The 20,308-nt window shown below is 68.5% G+C and carries 17 protein-coding genes and 1 tRNA gene; 7 read left to right on the top strand and 11 right to left on the bottom strand.

The window, feature by feature from the left end; genetic code table 11:
- The first annotated feature begins 244 nt into the window (after window positions 1–244).
- Both ACWDTD_RS19410 and ACWDTD_RS19405 read left to right on the top strand, forming a co-directional pair.
- Window positions 245–691 carry an HIT family protein gene (locus ACWDTD_RS19410; RefSeq protein WP_449748772.1) on the top strand — a complete coding sequence of 149 codons (447 nt, stop codon included), beginning with the start codon at window positions 245–247 and terminating at the stop codon, window positions 689–691.
- The gene (locus ACWDTD_RS19405; RefSeq protein WP_449748771.1) at window positions 688–1,476 is read left to right on the top strand and encodes an SIR2 family NAD-dependent protein deacylase; all 789 of its coding nucleotides are present in this window, start codon (window positions 688–690) and stop codon (window positions 1,474–1,476) included. Before ACWDTD_RS19410 ends, ACWDTD_RS19405 begins: the two co-directional genes overlap by 4 nt.
- An 8-nt stretch (window positions 1,477–1,484) precedes the next feature.
- Here the strand turns inward: ACWDTD_RS19405 and ACWDTD_RS19400 are convergent, their stop codons facing one another.
- The 3 genes from ACWDTD_RS19400 to ACWDTD_RS19390 form a co-directional block, all read right to left on the bottom strand.
- Window positions 1,485–5,651 (bottom strand): AAA domain-containing protein, encoded by a 4,167-nt coding sequence (locus ACWDTD_RS19400; protein ID WP_449748770.1) that lies wholly within the window; start codon window positions 5,649–5,651, stop codon window positions 1,485–1,487.
- A 93-nt stretch (window positions 5,652–5,744) separates the two neighbouring features.
- A complete protein-coding gene (locus tag ACWDTD_RS19395) occupies window positions 5,745–6,077 on the bottom strand; it encodes a rhodanese-like domain-containing protein (protein WP_449748769.1) in 333 nt (110 codons plus the stop codon).
- Window positions 6,078–6,252: 175 nt separating this feature from the next.
- Window positions 6,253–8,028 carry a DEAD/DEAH box helicase gene (locus tag ACWDTD_RS19390; protein WP_449748768.1) on the bottom strand — a complete coding sequence of 592 codons (1,776 nt, stop codon included), beginning with the start codon at window positions 8,026–8,028 and terminating at the stop codon, window positions 6,253–6,255.
- 186 nt (window positions 8,029–8,214) lie between these two features.
- On the opposite strand from ACWDTD_RS19390, the gene ACWDTD_RS19385 reads away from it, so the two are divergent.
- Both ACWDTD_RS19385 and ACWDTD_RS19380 read left to right on the top strand, forming a co-directional pair.
- Complete coding sequence (locus tag ACWDTD_RS19385) at window positions 8,215–9,999, top strand: AMP-dependent synthetase/ligase (RefSeq protein ID WP_449748767.1); 1,785 nt, start codon at window positions 8,215–8,217, stop codon at window positions 9,997–9,999.
- Between the two features lie 94 nt (window positions 10,000–10,093).
- Window positions 10,094–11,281: a trans-sulfuration enzyme family protein gene (locus ACWDTD_RS19380; RefSeq protein ID WP_449748766.1), complete on the top strand. Its 1,188-nt coding sequence runs from the start codon at window positions 10,094–10,096 to the stop codon at window positions 11,279–11,281.
- 10 nt (window positions 11,282–11,291) lie between these two features.
- On the opposite strand, the gene ACWDTD_RS19375 is transcribed toward ACWDTD_RS19380, so the two are convergent.
- From ACWDTD_RS19375 to ACWDTD_RS19355, 5 genes are all read right to left on the bottom strand, one after another.
- Window positions 11,292–12,437, bottom strand: coding sequence for an acid phosphatase (locus ACWDTD_RS19375; RefSeq protein ID WP_449748765.1), 1,146 nt, complete (start codon window positions 12,435–12,437; stop codon window positions 11,292–11,294).
- Window positions 12,438–12,581: 144 nt separating this feature from the next.
- A complete protein-coding gene (locus tag ACWDTD_RS19370) occupies window positions 12,582–14,105 on the bottom strand; it encodes a DUF7782 domain-containing protein (protein WP_449748764.1) in 1,524 nt (507 codons plus the stop codon).
- Window positions 14,102–14,317, bottom strand: coding sequence for a hypothetical protein (locus ACWDTD_RS19365; protein ID WP_449748763.1), 216 nt, complete (start codon window positions 14,315–14,317; stop codon window positions 14,102–14,104). Before ACWDTD_RS19365 ends, ACWDTD_RS19370 begins: the two co-directional genes overlap by 4 nt.
- A gap of 72 nt (window positions 14,318–14,389) precedes the next feature.
- Window positions 14,390–14,884, bottom strand: a complete 495-nt coding sequence (locus ACWDTD_RS19360; RefSeq protein ID WP_449748783.1) for a DUF6319 family protein — start codon at window positions 14,882–14,884, stop codon at window positions 14,390–14,392.
- A gap of 377 nt (window positions 14,885–15,261) precedes the next feature.
- A tRNA-Leu gene (locus ACWDTD_RS19355) sits at window positions 15,262–15,346 on the bottom strand.
- A 60-nt stretch (window positions 15,347–15,406) separates the two neighbouring features.
- Between ACWDTD_RS19355 and ACWDTD_RS19350 the strand changes: the two genes are divergently transcribed.
- Genes ACWDTD_RS19350 through ACWDTD_RS19340 form a run of 3 tightly spaced genes read left to right on the top strand, consistent with a single transcriptional unit; the run spans window position 15,407 to window position 17,365 of the window.
- Window positions 15,407–15,862, top strand: a complete 456-nt coding sequence (locus ACWDTD_RS19350; protein ID WP_449748762.1) for a transcriptional regulator — start codon at window positions 15,407–15,409, stop codon at window positions 15,860–15,862.
- Complete coding sequence (locus ACWDTD_RS19345; protein WP_449748761.1) at window positions 15,859–16,200, top strand: DUF3817 domain-containing protein; 342 nt, start codon at window positions 15,859–15,861, stop codon at window positions 16,198–16,200. The genes ACWDTD_RS19350 and ACWDTD_RS19345 overlap by 4 nt, the downstream gene beginning before the upstream one ends.
- 46 nt (window positions 16,201–16,246) lie before the next feature.
- The gene (locus ACWDTD_RS19340; RefSeq protein ID WP_449748760.1) at window positions 16,247–17,365 is read left to right on the top strand and encodes a glycosyltransferase; all 1,119 of its coding nucleotides are present in this window, start codon (window positions 16,247–16,249) and stop codon (window positions 17,363–17,365) included.
- Window positions 17,366–18,037: 672 nt separating this feature from the next.
- On the opposite strand, the gene rdgB is transcribed toward ACWDTD_RS19340, so the two are convergent.
- From rdgB to ACWDTD_RS19325, 3 genes are read right to left on the bottom strand one after another with little or no spacing between them, the layout of a single operon-like run.
- On the bottom strand, window positions 18,038–18,655 hold the full coding sequence (gene rdgB / locus ACWDTD_RS19335; RefSeq protein WP_449748759.1) for an RdgB/HAM1 family non-canonical purine NTP pyrophosphatase: 618 nt from the start codon (window positions 18,653–18,655) through the stop codon (window positions 18,038–18,040).
- A gap of 10 nt (window positions 18,656–18,665) precedes the next feature.
- Window positions 18,666–19,421 (bottom strand): ribonuclease PH, encoded by a 756-nt coding sequence (gene rph, locus ACWDTD_RS19330; protein ID WP_449748758.1) that lies wholly within the window; start codon window positions 19,419–19,421, stop codon window positions 18,666–18,668.
- A 16-nt stretch (window positions 19,422–19,437) separates the two neighbouring features.
- Window positions 19,438–20,205: a cyclic nucleotide-degrading phosphodiesterase gene (locus tag ACWDTD_RS19325; protein WP_449748757.1), complete on the bottom strand. Its 768-nt coding sequence runs from the start codon at window positions 20,203–20,205 to the stop codon at window positions 19,438–19,440.
- Window positions 20,206–20,308 lie beyond the last annotated feature (103 nt).

Raw genomic sequence — 20,308 nt, 5'->3', positions numbered from 1 at the left:
CCCACGGGTAACCGCGCGGGTAACTTCTCGCCGGACCGGGAGGGCCGCACGAAGCCACGCCATCCGCCCTGCTGGGGCCGAATTCGAGGCCGCAAATGACATGGGCGGGGACACCCCTGGGGACCGTTATCAGATTGTGATGTGATCTGGTGCACTCGTCGTGTCGTCCGCCCGCCGACACTGTCGGCCCGAGGCAGCGACGGCCCGGACAAGGCGCGACCCCAACCCCCGATAGGGTGCAGGGATGACCGAATGCATCTTCTGTCAGATCGTCGACGGGTCGGCGCCGGCACGGAAGGTGTACGAGGACGAGACCGTGATCGGCTTCCTCGACATCCGCCCCGTCGCGCGCGGCCACACGCTGCTGATTCCCCGCACCCATTCGTCGGGCCTGGCCGACCTGGATCCGGAAACAGGCGCAGCCCTCTTCCGTGCCGGACAACGTGTCGCCGCGGCGCTGCGACGCGCGCCGCTTGCATCCGACCGGCCCGCCGACGGCGTCAACCTCGTGGTCAACGACGGGCGCGCCGCCTTTCAGACCGTGTTCCACACACACCTGCACGTCGTCCCCCGCCAGCAGGGCGACAAACTGCGTCTGGCCAGGACACTGGTGGTACGACGCGATCCCGACCCCGACGCCACCGCGGCGGCGCTGCGATCGGCACTGACCAACTCGCCGGAGTCGCCGTGATCGCCGAGCACGGCGAGACGGCCGGGGTCGAGGTACCCGAGGGCGCCGTCGCGGCCCTCGCGAACGCCGAGTGGGTCACCGTGTTCACCGGCGCCGGGATGTCCGCCGAAAGCGGTGTGCCGACCTTCCGTGACGCCCAGACCGGCCTGTGGCGCAACTTCGAGGCCGAAAGTCTGGCCACTCCGGCGGCCTGGCGCGCCGACCCCGCCCTCGTCTGGGGCTGGTATCAGTGGCGCGCCCGCCGGGTACGTGAGGTCGCCCCCAATGCGGGTCACCGCGCGCTCGCCGAGTTCGGCCACGACACCGCGGTGCAGATCGTCACCCAGAACGTCGACGACCTGCACGAACGGGCGGGCAGTTCGGTGATCAGCCACCTGCACGGCAGCCTGTTCGAACCTCGGTGTTCGCGCTGTGGACTCCCCTACGAGGGCACCGACGCCGATCCGGGCACCGCCACCGACGAGTCGCCGGCCGAGCCACCGCTGTGCCCGGTGTGCTTGTCTCCGGTGCGCCCCGGCGTGGTCTGGTTCGGTGAGCCGTTGCCCGCGGATGCCTGGGAACGGGCCCAACGGGTGTTCGACCTCGCCGACGTGATCGTGGTGGTGGGCACCAGTGGCGTGGTGTACCCGGCCGCCGCGCTACCCGAACAAGCCGCCGACCGCGGCGTGCCGTTGATCGAGATCAATCCGGAACCGACGGTCCTCACATCCAGGGCCACACACAGCATCCGGACCACCGCGGCGGTCGGCCTGCCCGCCCTGATCGCCGCCGCGCGGCAGCGCTGATCCCGCGATCACTCCCCTACGGTCAGGTCGATCGGCTCCCACGCGACCGCATCGCGCGACGCCGTCGCCGACACCGATCCCGGCTTGACCCCGCGGGATTCGAGCGCGCGGACCACCGAGGCCAACGCGGTGTCGGCGTCGAGTTCGAACTCCGATTCACGCACGCGGGCGAATTCCCATCCGCACCGACGCAATTCGCGTTCGCGTTCCAGGTCGGAGCGCGCCTGCGCGCCGGTGGTTGTGAATTCGTCTCCGTCGCATTCGACGGCCATCCGCCCGTCCGAACCGGTCACCACGAGGTCGATGGTCCGATTGTTGACCACAACCTTCGGTGTCACGTGATAGCCGAGCGCGGCGAGATGGTTGAACACGCGCTGTTCGAAGAGGCTGTCGAACGGCGGTACGCGACGGTCGCCGGGCACATCGACCGGCATCGGTTCGATGGTCGGCCCCTGATTGGCCTGCATGTAGCCCAGCAGCGAGAAACGCAGGTCGCTGTGGCCGAGATCGTCGAGTGCGATGGAGTGGAAAAGCCACATCTGGTCCATCGCCCTCGACGCGGCGACATTGACGCGCCGCTGTGACTCCGCGCGGGTGAGGGCGTTGACCGCGTCGGGGTCGGACACCACCATCGACAAGAACACCACGTGCCGCTCGTCGCCCTGGAAGTCCGGTGGCGTGCCAACCCGGATACGGCGCTGCCGCCACACCTGTTCGCCGACGCGCTCGCGCAGTCGGCGCGAGATCTCGTCGACCTGTTTGCTGCCCTGCAGCGCGATCACGCCGACGTCGAGGCCGTCGTAGGCGGGATCGGCGAGACAGTCGGCGACCGTCGCGGCGATCGCCTCGGCCTCGGCATCGTTGGTCAGTGACTGCCCCGATCCCGTCGCGATCCCGTCGACCCGCACGGTGCGCAGCGGCTCGAGCCGGTCGGCGCCGAACTGCCGGACCGGGACCAGCGGGGAACCGCGGTAGAACTGTTGCGACGAGTACTCGATGATCTCGGGCATCGACCGGAAGTGTTCGCGCAAGCGGATCAGATGACCGAATCGGCTGCGCAGCAACGCGAACAGGCTCGACCTCGGCGTCAGTCCGTCGCGCAGATAGTGCGGCAGGTCGGGCAACGCGGAATCGAGTTTGGCGAACGCCTCGTCGAGCGAGGTGCCGGTCACCCCGCTGGGTGCGCACTGTTTGTCGTCGCCGACCACGATCACCCGCGGCGCCAGCCACAGCAGGAAGGCGCTGGTGATGTCAGCCTGGCTGGACTCGTCGACGATCACCACGTCGAACGAATTCGGTTCCGGCGCAAGCATGTCGGCAACCTGGCCGGTGGACATGATCCACGCCGGTACCGCCGAGGACGCCTGCACCATGGCATCGCGCGCCGCGGCACGAAACCTGTTGGCGTGCTTGCCCGATCCCTTGCCCAGGTTGATCATGTGGTCGCGATAGGACTGCAGCGCCTGCACCTGCGCGACCGTGGTGCGTTCCAGACAGGCACGCCAGGCGCGAGCGGCGGCGAGCTTGGTGGTCAGTTGCGCGATGTCCACGTCGGCCTCGTCGATGGCCGCCGACAGCCGCGTCTGCGCCTCGGGATCGCTGCGTTGCGCCACCCAACTCCTGGCCCGGCGCCACGACCATGCGCCACCCACCTCGCGCAGCCGCGCCCCCCACTCCGGGTTGTCGGCGGTGTCGGCGAGAAGTGCCGCGAAGTCGGGCGCCTTGCTGCGCAGCCGCAGCATCAGCAGGTCAAGGCCCGCCTGATCCTCGAACTCGGATCTGGCGGTCACCAGGGCGCGGCGCGCGGTCCGGATCGCGTCGGCGTCGGCATTGGCCAGCGCCGCCACCAGCGCGTCTCCCTCCGGTGACGGCCCGTGCTCGAGTTCGGTGGCCAGCCGGTAGGCGTGGTCGGCGAGTTCGTGCTCGGCGAGCACGGCATCGTTGGTGGCCGCGATCGCCGCACCCTGATGCGCCACCTCGGTCACCTCGCCGACGGTGCGGGGCCGCGGTCCGCCGGGGCTGATGGCCTCCAGCTCGCGCACCAGCTGATCCCGGGTGAACAGCAGTTCGGAGACCCAGGCGAGTTGGCTGTCGAGCCGGACGAGGCGATCGAGTTGCGCCGACCGTGAACCGGAGGTGTCCACCTGCACGTGCAGGTCGGCGAGCACCCGGTGCACCTGGTGCACCGCGTCGAGGACGGTGAGGTGATCGGCGACCAGCGCCAGCGACGTCGCATCGGTGGCGGCACGGCCGTCGACGGTGGCGGTGACCCCGGATTCCTCCACCGCGCGCTGCTCGTCGGAACGCAGCAGCCTGCCCCGCCACCGTCCGCCCGAGGCGAAATGCTCGGCGGCGGCGGCGAACACCGCGGACGCTCCCGGCCGCCCGCCCTCGGTGACGACGGTGTGCACACCGATGGACCGATCACGCTGCGCGGCGTCGGCGATCAGTGGTGACAGTGCGGTGACCCGGGACCACAGGTGTGCCGCCTGACCGGAGAGCAGACGGTCGGCCATGTCGACGATCATCGGCGGGAAGCCGGACACCTCGGCACAGGCGATGGCGAGCTGATCGCACGTCGCCTTGATCCGGAGCAGCCGATCGCTGTCGACGTCGGCGAGGATCGACAGTAGCGATCCGCTGCCGACCATGGGTTCGGCGGGACGCTTGGCGATCCGTTCGCAGATCGCGTCCATCTCGACGGTGTCGGGGAGATATTCGTCGAGTGCCGGCAGGCGTTGCGCGAGCCGGGCACTGCTGCCGCCGGTGCGACGCAGCAGTTCGAGAAGCCGGCCGAACTCCGCGTCGTCGAGCGGCGGCAGCGCTCCGTCGAGCGGGCCGGGCAGCCAGTCGAACCGGGCGGCGTCGGCGTTGCACTGCCGCACGACCTGCGCGGCGGTGCCCCGGTAATCGCCGGCAACCCATTCGTGGACCTCGGTCTCGGCCGCCCGCAGGTCCCACAGGCCACGCAGTGCACGTTCTCTGCGGTCGAGTGCCTGCCGTCGCCTGCTGTCGAGATCGTCGATCTCGGCCTCCGCGACACGCGCGGAGTACGTGGACTTGCGTTCGGCGATCGCCCCCACCCCGCCGACGATCGCCTCGTGGCGGTCGGTCGCGACATCGGCGATCGAGATGGTGAGTTCCCGCAACTCCGGGGGCAGGATGTCGCGCAGCACCCGCAGTGCATTGGCCTTCTCGCTGGTGACCAGCACGCGTTGTCCCTTGGCGAGCAGCGCCGCGAGCACGTTCGCGATGGTCTGGGTCTTACCGGTTCCGGGTGGTCCCTCGACCACCACACCGCTGTCGACGCCGAGCTGGGCGAACACGTCGCGCTGCTCGACGTTGGACGGGAGTGGGAACAGCGCGTCGGCCACCAAACGGTCGGCGGGCATCGCGTCGCCGTCGGCCAACGCCGCCAGCCGCTCGTCGGCCTCGATCGGCGCCACCAGCTGCGCCAGCCCGATCGGGACCGGGATGTCGGTGTCGCGCAGCGAGGCGAGGATCGTGTCGTAGAAGCGCAGCGACGCCATGCTGCCGCGTTCGCGCAGCACCACCGCGGGGCGCATGTCGACGGTGATCCGGTGAGCTCCCGGGTGGACCCGCTGCTGCCAGTCGTCGATGAGTTCGCCGGCCTGCGGAATCAGCACGTTGGTGAGCCCCGCCACCCGGCCCCGCACCTTGAGGGTGTCGGCGAGGTCGACGCCGTCGAGTGAGGCCAACAGGTGCATGTCGTGGATCATCGGCACCGACCCGGCGCCGAGGGAGAGCCGGATCGTTCCCGTCTCGGCGTCGCGGTCGGCGACCAGTTCCTGGGTGAGCAGGTGCTCGCGGACCCGGTGGTCTGTGTCGTCCTCGGCGTCGACGACGGTCACCAGGGCGTTGGCCAAGACCAGCTCGTAGGTTTCGGGAGAACTGTGCAGTTCGTCGACCAGGACGGCCAGCTCGTCGTATGCCGGGTCGTCGACAGCACGCTCGATGACCACCTGGCCGGCCGCAGCCGACATACGCACACCGACCGGCGTTGCCCGACCCACCCACAGCACGCCGGGATGCGCGTCGACATCGCTGACCGACACCGAGCGCGAGCGCACCAGCTCCCGCAGGAAGTCCAGCAGCCGGGTCACCTGATCCCGACGGGTATCGGTGACGCAGGGGTCAGGAGCGTCGTCGGACATCGATGGACAACCTCCTGAGGTGAATACCGGATGCTCAACGCTATCAAGGCACCGGTCAGGGGGCCGTCGGGCCGATTGTCGCCGGCCGGCGACTCACCGCGGGGTGTTGCCTCGCAGGGCCGGGTACCCGCCGTCGACGTAGTGCACGTTGGTGTAGCCGAGGTCGGCGATCTGCTCGGCGATCCGCGGCGCCTGCGAGTTCACCGAGACGACGGCGATCTCGGTGTCGCGGTCACGGATCACCGGAAAAGTGCCGGACGGCGTCGGCGCCAGCCGCTCGCACACGTCGGTCGGCTCGACGACCACCGCACCGGGCAGGCTGCCCTGGTGGCGCACAACCTGCGGTCGCGCGTCGACAACCACGGCACGTCCGTGCTCGTAGTGGTCCAGTACTTCGGCTGCTGACATCGAATTCACCACTGACACTGGTGACTCACCATTCCCTGATCGTGCTTCTCGACTTACGTTGTGGGGAAGCCGATTGCGGCCGCGCGGCCCGTCTTCCCTCAACCGAGGTTACGGATTTATCTCAATCTGTAAAGCTCCGCACCACACGTCGCACGTCGCGCTGTGGCTGCGCCGCCGGAGGCGCGGCGGTTCGCTAGCCGCGCCTGCGGCCGGCGACGTGGGGAGTGTTGCGCTTGCCCCAGGTGTCGCCGCGTTTGCCGTGGCCTTCGCGTCCATACCCGCGCTGCCCCTGAGCACCGCGTTTACCGCCGCGAGCGCGCGGCGGGCCCTGGTCGCGCCGGATGTCGATCGGATTCTTGCCGATCCTGGTGTGTCGCAGCGACTCGAGCGTCTCGCGATCGAGATTCTCGGGCAGCTCCACCAGACTGAAGTCGTCGCGGATGCTGATGTTGCCGAAATCACCCCGCGTGAGGCCGCCTTCGTTGGCGATGGCGCCGACGATCGCGCCGGGAGACACCTTGTGTTTACGGCCGACCGCGATGCGATAGGTCGCAAAAGCACCTCCCGCGCCCCGCGGCTTGCGCTCACGGCGTTCCTCGCGACGCCCCTCCGGCGGATCGGGAGCCATCAGGAAGCCGCCGTCGCGGGTCTCCAGCGCAAGCGCGGCGGCGATGTCGGCCATCGCCACATCGTTGTCGCGGGCGTAGTTCTCCACCAGCTGCCGGAACATGTCGAGATTGTCCGACGCCAGGTTCTCGGTGATCGAGTCGGCGAAGCGCGACACCCGCTGCGCGTTGACGTCGTCGACCGACGGCAGCCCGATCTCGGTCAGCGGCTGGCGGGTCGCCCGCTCGATGGCGCGCAGCAGGTGACGCTCGCGCGGTGACACGAACAGCAGGGCATTTCCCGAACGGCCGGCACGGCCCGTGCGGCCGATGCGGTGGACGTAGGACTCGGTGTCGTGCGGGATGTCGTAGTTCACGACGTGCGAGATGCGGTCGACGTCGAGTCCGCGTGCGGCGACGTCGGTGGCCACCAGGATGTCGATCGAACCATCCTTGAGCTGGTTGATGGTGCGTTCGCGTTGCGCCTGCACCATGTCGCCGTTGATCGCGACTGCGGAGAACCCGCGGGCACGCAACTTCTCGGCGAGTTCCTCGGTGGCCTGTTTGGTGCGCACGAACACGATCATCGCGTCGAATGTCTCGACCTCGAGGAAGCGCGTCAGGGCGTCGAGTTTGCGCTGGTGGGAGACCTGCAGATAGCGCTGCGTGATGTTCTGGGCGGTGGCGGTCTTGGACTTGACCGTGATCTCTTGCGCGTCGTGGAGGTAGCGCTGAGCCAGACGCCGGATCGCCGAGGGCATGGTGGCCGAGAACAGGGCCACCTGCTTGCTGTCGGGGGTCTCGGCGAGGATCCGTTCCACATCCTCGGCAAACCCCATGGTCAGCATCTCGTCGGCCTCGTCGAGCACGAGGAAATCGAGCTCGGAGATGTCGAGGGTCCCCTTGTCGAGGTGATCGATCACCCGGCCGGGGGTGCCGACGATCACCTGCGCGCCGCGCTTGAGGCCGGCGAGTTGCACTCCGTAGCTCTGACCGCCGTAGATGGGCAGCACCCGCACCTCGGGCATGTGCGCGGAATAACGACCGAACGCCTCGGCCACCTGCAGCGCGAGTTCACGGGTGGGCGCGAGCACCAGGGCCTGCGGGCGTCGCTGCGACGGGTCGATCCGCGACAGGATCGGGATCGCGAAGGCCGCGGTCTTTCCGGTGCCGGTCTGCGCGAGCCCCACCACGTCGCGTCCCGCGGACAGCGGCGGGATGGTGGCGGCCTGGATCGGCGACGGCGTCTCGTAGCCGACCTCCGCGATGGCGCTACGGACACGGGGGTCGATGTCGAGATCGTCGAAGGTCAGCGTTGCGGCGGGCTCGGTGGGCGACGCGTCGGCAACGGGTGAGTCGGTCATGGCGTGGGTATCGCATTCATCGAGACAACTGTAAACCGCGGGGTGCCCCACAGTGGCATCGAGCGCAGGCGACAACGACCCCAGAATGTGATGCACGCCACTACTGCTGGTAGTCTCGTATCACTTGCCCCCGAAACGCAAGCGTTGCCGCTTGCCCCATTTGCCGTGTTCTGAATCAGGAGCGACATGCAGGAATACACCACCCCGTCGAACCTCACGATCGAGGAGAAGGCCACCACGGTCGACGCGATCCTGCGGCACCGAGAACAGCGGCCGACGTTGCCGGCGCTGCGTCGACGAGTGGCCGGAGAATGGACCACCGTGACGTCCAAGCAGTTCGCCGATGAGGTGGATGCGCTGGCCAAGGGGCTCATCGCCTCGGGTGTGGTGCCCGGCGATCGCGTCGCGATCATGTCGGCCACTCGCTACGAGTGGAGTCTCATCGACTACGCGATCTGGCGAACCGGGGCCGTGACGGTCGCGGTCTACGAGACATCCGCGCCCGACCAGGTCCAATACATCCTCGAGAATTCCGGTACCACCGTCCTGTTCGTCGAGGACGACACCTACCGCGACCGGCTCCGCGAGGTCACCGACGCCGCACCCGAACTGCGCGAGACGTTCGTGATCGACGACGGCGCCGTCGACGACCTCGCTGCGCGCGGCGCCCAGGTGTCCGACACCGAACTCGATCAGCGCCATGCGAACGCGTTGTCGTCGGATGCGGCAACCCTGATCTACACCTCGGGGACCACCGGGCGCCCCAAGGGCGTGGTGCTCACCCACGCCAATTTCCTGGCCGAATGCGCAGCCACCCGCGACGCCGTCGGCCCCGGACTCACCGAAGGCAAGACCACCCTGCTGTTCCTGCCGCTCGCGCACGTCTTCGCCCGCGTCGTTGCCGTCGCGTGCATCGAGAACTCGGTGGTGCTCGGACACACCAGCGACATCCCCAATCTGGTCGCCGACCTGGGGGTGTTCCAGCCGAACTATGTGCTGTCGGTACCGCGGGTGTTCGAGAAGGTCTACAACTCCGCCAAGCAGAAGGCCTACGACGGCGGCAAGGGAGCGATCTTCGAGAAGGCGTCCGACACCGCCATCGAGTACAGCAAGTCACTCGACACCGGCGGCCCCGGACTGCTCCTCAAGGCCCGCCACGCGCTGTTCGATGTCCTGGTCTACAAGAAGCTGCGCGAGGCGCTCGGCGGCAATTGCGAAGGCGCGATCTCCGGTGGCGCTCCGCTCGGCGCGCGGCTCGGGCACTTCTTCCGCGGTGCCGGCATCCCCGTGTACGAGGGGTACGGACTGTCGGAGACCACCGCAGCGGTCACCGCCAACAACGAGGCACACATCAAGGTGGGCTCGGTGGGTCGACCGATCCCCGGTATGAGCGTCGGCATAGGCGACGATGGCGAAGTGCTCCTGAAGGGGCCGGTGGTGTTCACCGAGTACTGGCATAACCCGGACGCCACCGCCGACGCCATTCGTGACGGCTGGTTCCACACCGGCGACATCGGCCACCTCGACGACGGGTTCCTGTTCATCACCGGCCGCAAGAAGGAGCTTATCGTCACCGCCGGCGGCAAGAACGTCTCACCCGCGCAGCTCGAGGACAGTATCCGGGCGCATCCACTGGTCAGTCAGTGTCTGGTGGTGGGCGACAACAAGCCGTTCATCGCCGCTCTGATCACCTTGGACCCCGAGGCGCTGCCCGGATGGCTCGAGCGTCATCACCTGCCCGAGGACACGTCGCTGGCCGATCTCGCCACCAACGACAAGTTGCGCGCGGAGATCGACACCGCCGTTGCCGACGCCAACTCCAAGGTGTCCAAGGCCGAGGCGATCAAGAAGTTCGCCGTGCTCGACACCGACTTCACCATCGAATCCGGGGAACTCACGCCGACGATGAAGCTCAAGCGCAACATCATCCACTCCTCCTACCAGCAGGCGATCGCCGACCTGTACACCTGAGGCGCTAAACCGCCTGCGCGGTAGCGCATTACACTCGCGAGTGGCCCGGACCCAGTCCGGGCCACTCGTCGTTTGTACGCACGGAGGAGGAGACATGCCGATGAGTGAACCCGGATCGCCGGGCGACATGACGGTCGCCGTACACAGCGGCAACGACGACTCCGGCCCGTCAATCCGGACACCGATCACGATGGCGAACTCGTATCACCTGTCCGCGGAGCCCGAGAAGGCCGACTGGTCGGGCACCGACAGCCTGCTCTACACCCGCAACTCCGGCGTCAATCAGCTTGCGCTGCAACGCAAACTGGCAGCGATGGACGGCGGGGAGGATGCCGTCGCGCTGGCGTCCGGGGTGGCCGCGTTGCACGCGGTGTTCTTCACGCTGCTGCAATCGGGCGACCACGTGGTGGTCTCCGACACCACCTACGAGGCCACCTGGAAGCTGTGGACGGAGCTGCTACCACGCAAGTACGGCATCGATGCCACGTTCGTCGACGTCGCCGATCCCGCGGCGGTCGCCCACGCGCTACGCCCGACGACCCGTCTGGTGATCACCGAGGCGATCGCCAATCCGACCACCAAGGTCGCCGACATTGCCGTTCTTGCCCATATCGCCCATTCCGCGGGCGCGCTGCTGATGGTCGATTCGACCTACACTCCCCCGCCGCTCTACCGGCCGCTGCGTGACGGTGCCGATCTGGTGGTGCATTCGCTGACCAAGTACATCAACGGGCACGGCGACGCGATGGGCGGCGCGGTGATCGGTCGCCGCGCCCTGATCTCTGACATCAAATCGCAGGCGATGGTCGACGTCGGCGGGGTGATCTCGCCGTTCAACGCCTGGCTCATCGAGCGCGGGTCGGTGACACTGCCGCTACGGCTCGCGCAACACCAATCCTCGGCGCAGGCGGTGGCCGAGTTCCTCGACGCAGACCCCCGCGTCGCCTTCGTCGCCTATCCGGGGCTGGCGACGCATCCACAGCATGAACTGGCGACCAAGCAGTTCGGCGGCCGCGGGTTCGGGGGCATGATGGCGCTCGCCGTCGACGGCGACCCGGCCACCCAGAACCGGTTTGTCTCCCACCTGCGCATCATCACCTCGGCAGTGTCGCTGGGGCACGACGAATCGCTGATTGTGCATGTCGGCACCGATGGGCCGCGAGTGGCCGCCTATCCCGAACCGTTTCGCCGGCTCGGGCACCTGCGGCTGTCGGTGGGACTCGAGGACGCCGTCGACCTCATCGCCGACCTGCGACGCGCGCTCGACCTGACGTTCGCGTGACCTGCCGGATTCAGCCCGCGGTCCACGCTCGCGCGATGTCGAGGCGCTGCCAGCCGCCCTGCGGACCGGACTTGTCGAGCGGGTAACCGCCCGGCAGCGCGGTGCGGGCGAGCGGGTCCCGCAACTGCGCGGTGGACCAGCCCGGATGGGCGGCGCGGATCAGATTTTCCGCACCCGCGGGCACCTGCACGGGCGTCACCGGCCCGGTCGGCAGGAAGGAATACGTCGAGCGCTGCCGGTAGCTGCTCAGCGCGTCCGCGGTGCCGACGTAGGGCTGCTGGCAGGCCACGATCCGGCCAATCGGCGCGCCGACGCGGGCGGCGAGCACGGTGCGCAGTTCGGTGCGGGCCTGCGCGAGGAGAGTGGCGAAGTGCGGGTCGGCGATCACCTCACTGGCGATGGCCTCGCCCATCATCCGGCCGCCGATCACGTCGAGCGGGTAGTGCACGCCCAGCACGATGCGGTGATACCCGTATTCGGCCCCGCGGGCCAGCACCTGCGGACCGACTTCGGGGAGCATGGTGGCGATGAGGAAGGCCTGCGTGTATCCCCACGTGGTGTGCCCGGAGGGGTACGACCCGCTACCGCGGACCGACTCGTAGAGGTCGGGCCGACCGTCGCCGTAATGCCGGATGAGGCCGGGCGCGACCTCGAACGGCCGCTTGTAGTCGAAGTGCTTCTTCTCCTTCGACGTGGAGACCCGCTCACCCACGAGCGCATTCTCACCGAGCAGCAGTTGCGAGGTCTTCGGCAACTGACCGGCCTGCAGGGCGTCGTAGAACGCCGGGGAGAGTCGGGAGCCCAGCGCATTGAAGATCGCCGGTCCCCCGATCGCGTAGTTGTCGTCGACGGCGTACTCGGCGACCGGCGGCGACGCGGTGTTGTTGGTGATCACCGTCTCGGCCAGGTTCTGCTGCTTGACCAGCGGCGAGAGGGTGCTGAAGGCGTCCAGGACGCCGATGTGATCCGACGGTGCCGGCGTGGCGAAGGGATCGGACTTCTCCGCAGCACCGAAGCCGGAGTCGGCGCTGACCTTGGTGGGCGCGAACGCGCAGGTGGACGGCGCCGCAGCGGCGTGCCCGGGAACGAGCAGCCCGATCGCGGCGAGCAGGGTGACGACGAGCGTGGCTATCGGTCGGCGGCGCGCTGGACCCATCAACTACCCCTCTGCACGATGCCGCGGGCTCGAACCGGGCATCCGGTGGACTGCAACCTCCCCACGAGACCATGCCCGATCGACGAGGCGTCGACGCCACAGTGAACTCTTGGTGCCGACATCGGTGGTACCGATGGTGTGCCCTCACCGCACTTCGTAGAGAATGCCCCGACCGATGGCTTCGCGGATCACCGGCAGTGCGGCGTCGGAAAGTGCGGTGGCATCGACGTCATGCACTCCGGCGAGGAGTTCTATCAGCATCAACAGCGGCACCTCGCCGCGACAGCCCGCGAGCAGTGCGCGCGACACCTCGTCGACGCCGAGTACGGCTCCCGGGCCGCCCGGGCGCCGCACCGAGGCCCCGATCTCCTGCCAGCCGTCGTCGCCCGGCAACGACTGCGACTCGAGGAACACCGGCGCCGTCCTCAGCCGGGCGTCGAGCAGTTCGGCGTCGCTGACAGCGCGAAGGTAGGTGCGGCGGTCGAGGAATGCCTTGGCCTCCGGACCGGTCATCTCCTCGCCGGCGCCGGTGATCTCCTCGCACACCACGTCGGGCGCGCTGCGAGTGCCGCGTCGATCGCGAAGGGTGATGACGCCCATGCCGATTCCGGTGATGTTCTCGGCGGCGAACCAGTCCAGCCAGTCGGCGCCGCGGGCAGCCACCTGGTCGGGGTCCTCGCCCGCGTCGGACAGCCACAGCGAGATGTAGTCGACCGGATCGGCGAGTTCACGTTGCACCACCCATGCGTCGAGGCCGGTGTCGGCGACCCAGCCGCCCACGCGGTCACGCCAGTCGGCGCCGTCGTGCACGATCCAGTTGGCGAGTAGTTGCGCGGTGCCACCCGGCCGCAGGTGGTCGGGTAATTCCCGGATGAGCTGGGCGCACAACGCATCACCGGCCATGCCCGAATCGCGGTACTCGTAGTCCTGGCTTCCGGCGCCGACGACGAACGGCGGATTGGAGACGACGAGATCGAAACGCTCGTCGCCGACGGGTGCGAAGAGGCTACCCGCGCGCAGATCCCAGCTCATGCCGTTGAGTCGGGCGGTGGCCGCCGCCAGCGCCAGGGCGCGCGGGTTGGTGTCGGTGGCCACGATGCGCTCCGCATGCGTGCCGAGGTGCAGCGACTGGATGCCACATCCGGTGCCGATGTCCAACGCCGACTCGACCGCGTCACGAATGATGGCGCGCGCCAACGAGATCGACGCGCCGCCGATCCCGAGCACATGGTCGGGGCGAACCGGTCCGCTGCGCATCGCGGCATCCTGGTCGGAGACGACGAGGTAGTCGCGGACATCGTCGGCGTGGGGCCGTATGTCGAGGACGGCGCGGACCTCGCCGACGGCGATCTCCTCGACGACGCCGTTGTCGATCAGCGTGCGCGCCCCGGTGGCCGGGAACGCGTCGGCCACCGCGTCGCGGTTCTCGGTGGAACCGAGCAGGAAAAGCCTGATCAGGGTCGCCAGCGCGCGATCTTCGGAGGGCGCATGTCGGGTGGCACGCAGCGCCGGCCACCAGATGCCGCGACCGAGAGCCGAATTCGCATGCTCGCCGAGCAGGGCGGCGACGCCGTCCGAATCGTAGTGCGCGGCGCGCAGATCCGCGCCGATGAGATCGACCACGTGCAAGTCGGTCAGCGGGAGACGCAGTGAGGTGCCGTCGCTCATCCGATCTTCCGATACTTCTTGTGCATTGCCTGCTTGGACACACCCAGCAGAGTGCCGATCTCGGCCCACGACAGACCGGCGTTGCGTGCCCTGCGCACCGCGATCGCTTCCTCACGGACGAGTTCGTTGCGGGTGGCAGCGATCCGGGCGAGCTGTTCGATCGGGTTGTCGGGGTCGTTCGCCCCGTCGACGGCGGTGTTCACGGTGTCCATCGTGCCGCGGAATCACCCTGAACGTCAACCACAGTTGACGTTCTGGGGCGTCGGATCGCGAGGACGCACACGCTACTCGCCGTCGAGGTCGGCCAGGGCGGCCCGCGCGTGCTCGAGTTCATCACGGAGTTCGGCGACGCGACGTTCTGCGCTCGCGCGCGCCGAGGTTATGACACCGTCGACGGCCGAGATCGCGGCGTCGTCGCCGAGTTCCCGCATCGCGCGTGCGACTCGGGCGGCGGAGACCTCTACCGGCTTTCCCTGCTTCTTCGAACCCCGCGACACCGACACCGACCAGGCACCCATGTCCGAGGATGTGATCGCGACGGTCACAGCCGGCGCCGACTGCTTGTCACGACGTGAAGCAGGCCGCGGCGGCGCGCTTTTCGAGTTCGCCGCGGGTTGTGAACTCGCAGTGGGTTTCGAACTCGCAGTGGATTTCGAACTCGCCGTGGGTTTCGCACTCGCCGTGGGTTTCAACCCACTGGGGTCCGGCGCGTCGACTGCCGTCCGAGTCGGCCGACGACGCGTCTTGGTGGTGCTGCTCGCCGTCGCCGCGCGAGTCATGCGTAGTTCCTCGGCCTCGAACGGCAACTCGTCGTCGACGCCCTTCGGCCTCAGCGTGACCGTCGACCCGTCGATGCCGATGACACGGGCCGACGTTCCGGCGTCGAGCCCCAGGGACGGCATCGGTTCACGGAGGTAGACGGTGACCCGTTTACCTGCGGCCAGCCCGGCAACGAGGGTCGCGAGGTCGTCGGCGGTCAGGCCATCAGCCAGTCCATCAGCCTTCCGGCCACTTACATGGTGCACACTCACCGGACCATGTTCGCACACGTGTGCGACACTTCTCATCTCGCGCGATTCTGGGTGCCGTTGGAGAATCTGGGTGCTGCAGCACCCTACTTCTCCAGCGCCACCCAGCTTTCGTGCGCGAGGGGGTTTGGTGCGCGAGGGGGGACTTGAACCCCCACGTCGTAAGACACTGGAACCTAAATCCAGCGCGTCTGCCAATTCCGCCACTCGCGCGTGCGCGGTCAAGCGTACCGGCCGCACGGCGATAGCCGCTGGCCAGGTACCGTCGAAGACATGTCTACGACACCGCGTCGCACCCGCAGACACCGGCCGGCACTGCTGGTGCTGTCGGTGGTGGCGGCCGTGGTGTGCCTGTTGATGGCGTGGTGGCAGTGGAATCGTTTCGAATCGTCGAGCGGCACCGGCCAGAACCTGGGCTACGCCCTGCAGTGGCCGGCGTTCGCCGCGGCCTGCATCTGGGCCTATCGTCGCTTCGTGGTGCTCGAGTCCAACCCCGACGAGGTCGAAAAGCTCAAGCCCAAAGGTATGACCGAAATTCCCGACGGCATCCTCCCCGACCGCGCCAACACCCCGAGCGCCTCGTCTTTTGCCACCCGGTCCGCGCCCGACGACGACGAGACACTGCGCGAGTACAACACTTATCTGGCGGCACTCGGTGACGCGGACCGTCCTCGCGACCACACCGCCGGCACCCCCACTCAGAAACACACGGAGGAACAACACAGGTGACCGACACCACGCAGACAACCACGCCCGTCGCCAAGGTCCGCAGCGCGCTACTGCGTTATCGGGTCATGGCGTGGATCACCGGCGTCTGGCTGCTGCTGCTGGTGGCCGAATTGATCCTGCGGTACGGATTCGACATCCGTGTGCTCGACTTCGTTCCGCCGGTGCACGGCTGGATCTACTTCATCTACCTGATCTGCGCGATCGACCTCGGCATCAAGGTGCGGTGGTCGGTGCCGAAGATCATCGTCACCGCGATCGCCGGCACCATCCCGTTCCTGTCGTTCTGGTTCGAACACATCCGGACCAAGGAAGTAAAGACGCAGTTCAACCTCCACTAAGGGTCCCGCAGCACCGCGTTCACCGTCGCCCGGCTCACTGACAGGTGTGCGCATCGTCCAACTGGCGAACTTCTACGGTGAGCGCTCCGGTGGATTACGCACAGCCGTCGACCGCTGGGGCGCGGGTTACGTGGCCGCAGGCCACGAGGCGGTGCTGGTGGTGCCGGGAGGCGAACCGTCCGAACAACTCACGCCGTCGGGTGTCCTCAAGATCTGTGTGCCTGCCCGGCGTTTGCCGTTCTCGGGCGGGTACCGGCTGGCCTCGCCGCGCCGCGTCGCCGATGTGCTGGGACATCTGCGTCCCGACGCCATCGAGGTGTCCGACAGGTTGACCCTGCGCGGATTCGGAGCCTGGGCACGCCGACGCGATGTCCACGCCACGATGGTCTCGCATGAGCGGCTCGATCGACTACTCGGTCTTGTGTTACCTCGCCCGATGGCACGCGCCGCGGCCGACCGTGCGAATGCCGCCACCGCACGGGCCTTCGATGCCGTCGTCTGCACCACCGGTTTCGCCGCGGCCGAGTTCGAACGTATCGGCGCCGACAATCTTGTCCGCGCCCCGCTCGGCGTCGACCTCGAGCAGTTCGATCCCCGCCACCTGGACCCGGAACTGGCGACCCGCTGGACCGACGACGGCGCCACGCTGCTCGGGCACTGTGGGCGGCTGTCGGTGGAGAAGCGTGCCGACCGCAGCATCGCGGCGGCGGCGCGGCTGCACCGCGCGGGTGTGCCGATCCACCTGGTGGTCGCCGGCGACGGCCCCATGCGCCCGGCTTTGCAGCATGCCGCGAGGGGGTTGCCGATTACCTTTCTCGGACACCTCGCCGACCGCACGCAGGTGGCGTCGCTACTGGCCAGCACCGACATCTCCCTCGCGCCCGGACCGCACGAGACCTTCTGCTTGTCGGCGCTGGAGTCGCTGGCGTCGGGAACGCCCGTCGTCGGATCGCGCTCGTCAGCGGTGGCCGGCATGGTCGACGACTCCTGCGGCGCCCTCGCCGCCAACTCCGGAGCCGGGTTCGCCGCCGCGATCGAACAGGTGATGGCGATGCCCCGGCACGAACGCGAGCAGGCGGCGCGGCGACGAGCGTCGCAGTTCCGCTGGCCCGACTCGGTGTCGCGGATGCTGGCGGTGCACGGTGGTGTCCTCGCCGGGGGGTGAGCCACAGTTGAGCGTCCCCTCGCCGGTTGAGCGGCCCCTCGCCGGTTGAGGGTCCCCTCGCCGGTTGAGCGTCCCCCCGCCGGGTGAGGGTCCCCTCGCCGGTTGAGCGTCCCCCCGCCGGGTGAGCGTCCCCTCGCCGGTTGAGCGTCCCCTCGCCGGTTGAGCGTCCCCTCGCCGGGTGAGCGTCCCCCCGCCGGGTGAGCGTCCCCTCGCCGGGTGAGCGTCCCCCCGCCGGTTGCGCGTCCCCTCGCCGGGTGAGGCGACCTCCGCGGGTTGAGCTTGTCGAAACCCCTCGACGGCGGGTGATCTCGACAAGCTCGATCAGCGGGAGGGGTGCGCTCGATCAGCGGAAAACACGACGTGATCAATGAAGACAAGGGCCACCGAGCAGTAGGAGCAGGCAAGCTCGACGCCGAACCGGGCACGCTCGACGCCGAACCGGGCACGCTCGACGGGCGGGTGGGCACGCTCGACGCGGAACCGGGCACGCTCGACGCCGAAGTGGACACGCTCGACGGGGATCTGGACACGCTCGACGGGGATCTGGACACGCTCGACGGGGATCTGGGCACGCGCGACGCCGAATTGGACACGCTCGACGGGGATCTGGGCACGCTCGACGCGGAACCGGGCACGCTCGACGCGGATGTGGGCACGCTCGACGGGAGCGGGTCAGCGGGCGGCGAGGGCGCGCAGCGCCGGCACCAGCTGCGCCAGGGCCTTGCCGCGATGGCTCAGCGCATCCTTCTCCGCCGCCGACAGCTCCGCCGCCGACCTCCCGGCCGCGGCGGGGTCGTCCGGGCGGAACAGCGGGTCGTAGCCGAAACCGTTCTCGCCGTGCGGTTCCCGAAGAATCACTCCGCGCCATTCACCGCGCACCACCGTCTCCTCCCCGGACGGCAGCACCAGAGCGCACACCGACACGAACGCCGCGCCCCGGCGTTCGTCGGGGACATCGGAGATCTGGTCGAGCAGCAGGGCGTTGTTGGCCGCGTCGTCGCCATGACTACCGCTCCACCGCGCCGAGAGCACACCCGGCATCCCGTTCAGAGCATCCACCGCGATACCGGAATCATCTGCCAGACAAGGCAATCCGGTCGCACGCGCACCGGAGCGGGCCTTGATGAGCGCATTGTCGGCGAACGTCGCGCCGGTCTCGGGTTCCTCCGGGTACTCCGGCACCGCGTCGAGTCCCACCACGTCGAGTCCGGTGATGCCGGCGGCGTCGACCACCCGTTGCAGTTCGGCGAGCTTCTTGCGGTTTCGGCTCGCCAGCAGAATCCTCGACATCGGTCGCGGCTCAGACCGGCTGCGGCAGCTCACCCGGGTACGGAGCGGCGAGCGCCTCCCGCTGGGCGACGAACAATTTATCCGTGCCGACCTCGGCGATGTCGAGAAGCTTGTCGAGGGTGCCGCGCGGGAAGGTGGCACCCTCACCGGTGCCCTGCACCTCCACGAGGGTGCCCGCGTCGGTGGCCACCACATTCATGTCGACCTCGGCCCGCGAATCCTCCTCGTAGGGCAGGTCGAGACGCACCCGACCATCCACCACACCGACGCTGACCGCGGCGATCATGCACGACAGCGGTTGCGGATCCGAAAGCTTGCCCGCCGCCTTGAGCCACGTGACCGCGTCGGCGAGCGCCACATACGCGCCGGTGATCGCTGCGGTACGGGTACCGCCGTCGGCCTGCAGCACGTCGCAGTCGAGTGCGATGGTGTTCTCGCCGAGGGCGGCGAGGTCGATGCATGCCCGCAGCGAACGGCCGATCAGGCGGCTGATCTCGTGGGTGCGGCCACCGATCTTTCCCTTCACCGACTCGCGTCGCGAGCGTTCGTGGGTGGCGGCCGGCAGCATCGCGTACTCGGCGGTGAGCCAGCCCAGTCCGGACCCGCGACGCCACGGCGGCACGCCGTCGGTGACGCTCGCGGTGCACATCACGCGGGTCTGACCGAACTCGATGAGCACCGAACCCGCCGGATTCGAGGTGAATCCCCGGGTGATGGTGATCGGACGAAGTTCGTCGTCGGCCCTGCCGTCAGCTCGTGTGGTCACGATCTCACTGTAGAGATCAACCGAGCAGGTCGAACACCTGCCCCTGATGCACCAGATCGACCGGACCGCTGAACGTACTGCGGGCCTCGGCGAGGATCGCCTGGGCATCCGACCACGGCGCGACATGGGTGATGGCCAGTGACTTGGCGTTCGCCTTGGTGGCCATCTCCCCCGCCTCGATCCCCGACATGTGCAGGTGGGGCGGCCGTTCCGAAGGCGCGTGCGTCCATGACGCCTCGCACAGGAAGATGTCGGCGTCGGCGGCCAGATCCACCAGCTCGTCGCACGGGCCGCTGTCGCCGCTGAACGCGACGACCTGGCCCTGCGGTCCGGTGATCCGGAGCCCGAAAGTGGCCGGCGGATGATCCACCCGTACCGGATGGATGGTCATGCCGCCGAGCGTGATCTCGATACCGTCGCTCCACTCGTGCGGATCGAACGTGTCGCCGACATCGTCGATCTGTCCGGCGAATTCGCTCGAACCCGCGCCGATGCGCAGTGCGGTTCCGGGCGGGCCGTACAGCGGCGCCTTGCCGACCGCGGGGACCGGGGCGTAACGACGCCACACCAGCATGGCGGGCAGATCGAGGCAGTGATCGGCGTGCAGATGACTGAGTACGACGGCGACGGAGTTGGGGTCGGCGAAACGCTGCAGTTCGCCGAACACACCGGGCCCACAATCCACCAGCACCGGCTGTTCGCCCGGAACGGTGAAGAGATATCCCGAACACGCCGCCCCCGGGCCGCCGACACTGCCCGAACACCCCAGGACCGTCAGACGCATACGCCCTACCATGCCACGCCGCCGGTGGCCGGAGACCACGTACCGGTCACAAGTGCCGTACAGACCGATTGCGTGCCCGTCCGATCACGTTTCTGTCCGATCG

Source organism: Gordonia sp. NPDC003425, assembly GCF_053588635.1.
Note: the sequence above shows the minus strand (reverse complement) of the source record. Positions and strands in the feature narration are given on the sequence as shown.

Excerpts from the sequence above, each read along its gene's own strand:
- ACWDTD_RS19410 (WP_449748772.1), top strand. The coding sequence starts at position 245 with ATGACCGAATGCATCTTCTGTCAGATCGTCGACGGGTCGGCGCCGGCA.
- ACWDTD_RS19400 (WP_449748770.1), bottom strand. The coding sequence starts at position 5,651 with ATGTCCGACGACGCTCCTGACCCCTGCGTCACCGATACCCGTCGGGAT.
- ACWDTD_RS19390 (WP_449748768.1), bottom strand. The coding sequence starts at position 8,028 with ATGACCGACTCACCCGTTGCCGACGCGTCGCCCACCGAGCCCGCCGCA.
- ACWDTD_RS19385 (WP_449748767.1), top strand. The coding sequence starts at position 8,215 with ATGCAGGAATACACCACCCCGTCGAACCTCACGATCGAGGAGAAGGCC.
- ACWDTD_RS19380 (WP_449748766.1), top strand. The coding sequence starts at position 10,094 with ATGCCGATGAGTGAACCCGGATCGCCGGGCGACATGACGGTCGCCGTA.
- ACWDTD_RS19375 (WP_449748765.1), bottom strand. The coding sequence starts at position 12,437 with ATGGGTCCAGCGCGCCGCCGACCGATAGCCACGCTCGTCGTCACCCTG.
- ACWDTD_RS19370 (WP_449748764.1), bottom strand. The coding sequence starts at position 14,105 with ATGAGCGACGGCACCTCACTGCGTCTCCCGCTGACCGACTTGCACGTG.
- ACWDTD_RS19365 (WP_449748763.1), bottom strand. The coding sequence starts at position 14,317 with ATGGACACCGTGAACACCGCCGTCGACGGGGCGAACGACCCCGACAAC.
- ACWDTD_RS19360 (WP_449748783.1), bottom strand. The coding sequence starts at position 14,884 with ATGACTCGCGCGGCGACGGCGAGCAGCACCACCAAGACGCGTCGTCGG.
- ACWDTD_RS19350 (WP_449748762.1), top strand. The coding sequence starts at position 15,407 with ATGTCTACGACACCGCGTCGCACCCGCAGACACCGGCCGGCACTGCTG.
- rdgB (WP_449748759.1), bottom strand. The coding sequence starts at position 18,655 with ATGTCGAGGATTCTGCTGGCGAGCCGAAACCGCAAGAAGCTCGCCGAA.
- ACWDTD_RS19325 (WP_449748757.1), bottom strand. The coding sequence starts at position 20,205 with ATGCGTCTGACGGTCCTGGGGTGTTCGGGCAGTGTCGGCGGCCCGGGG.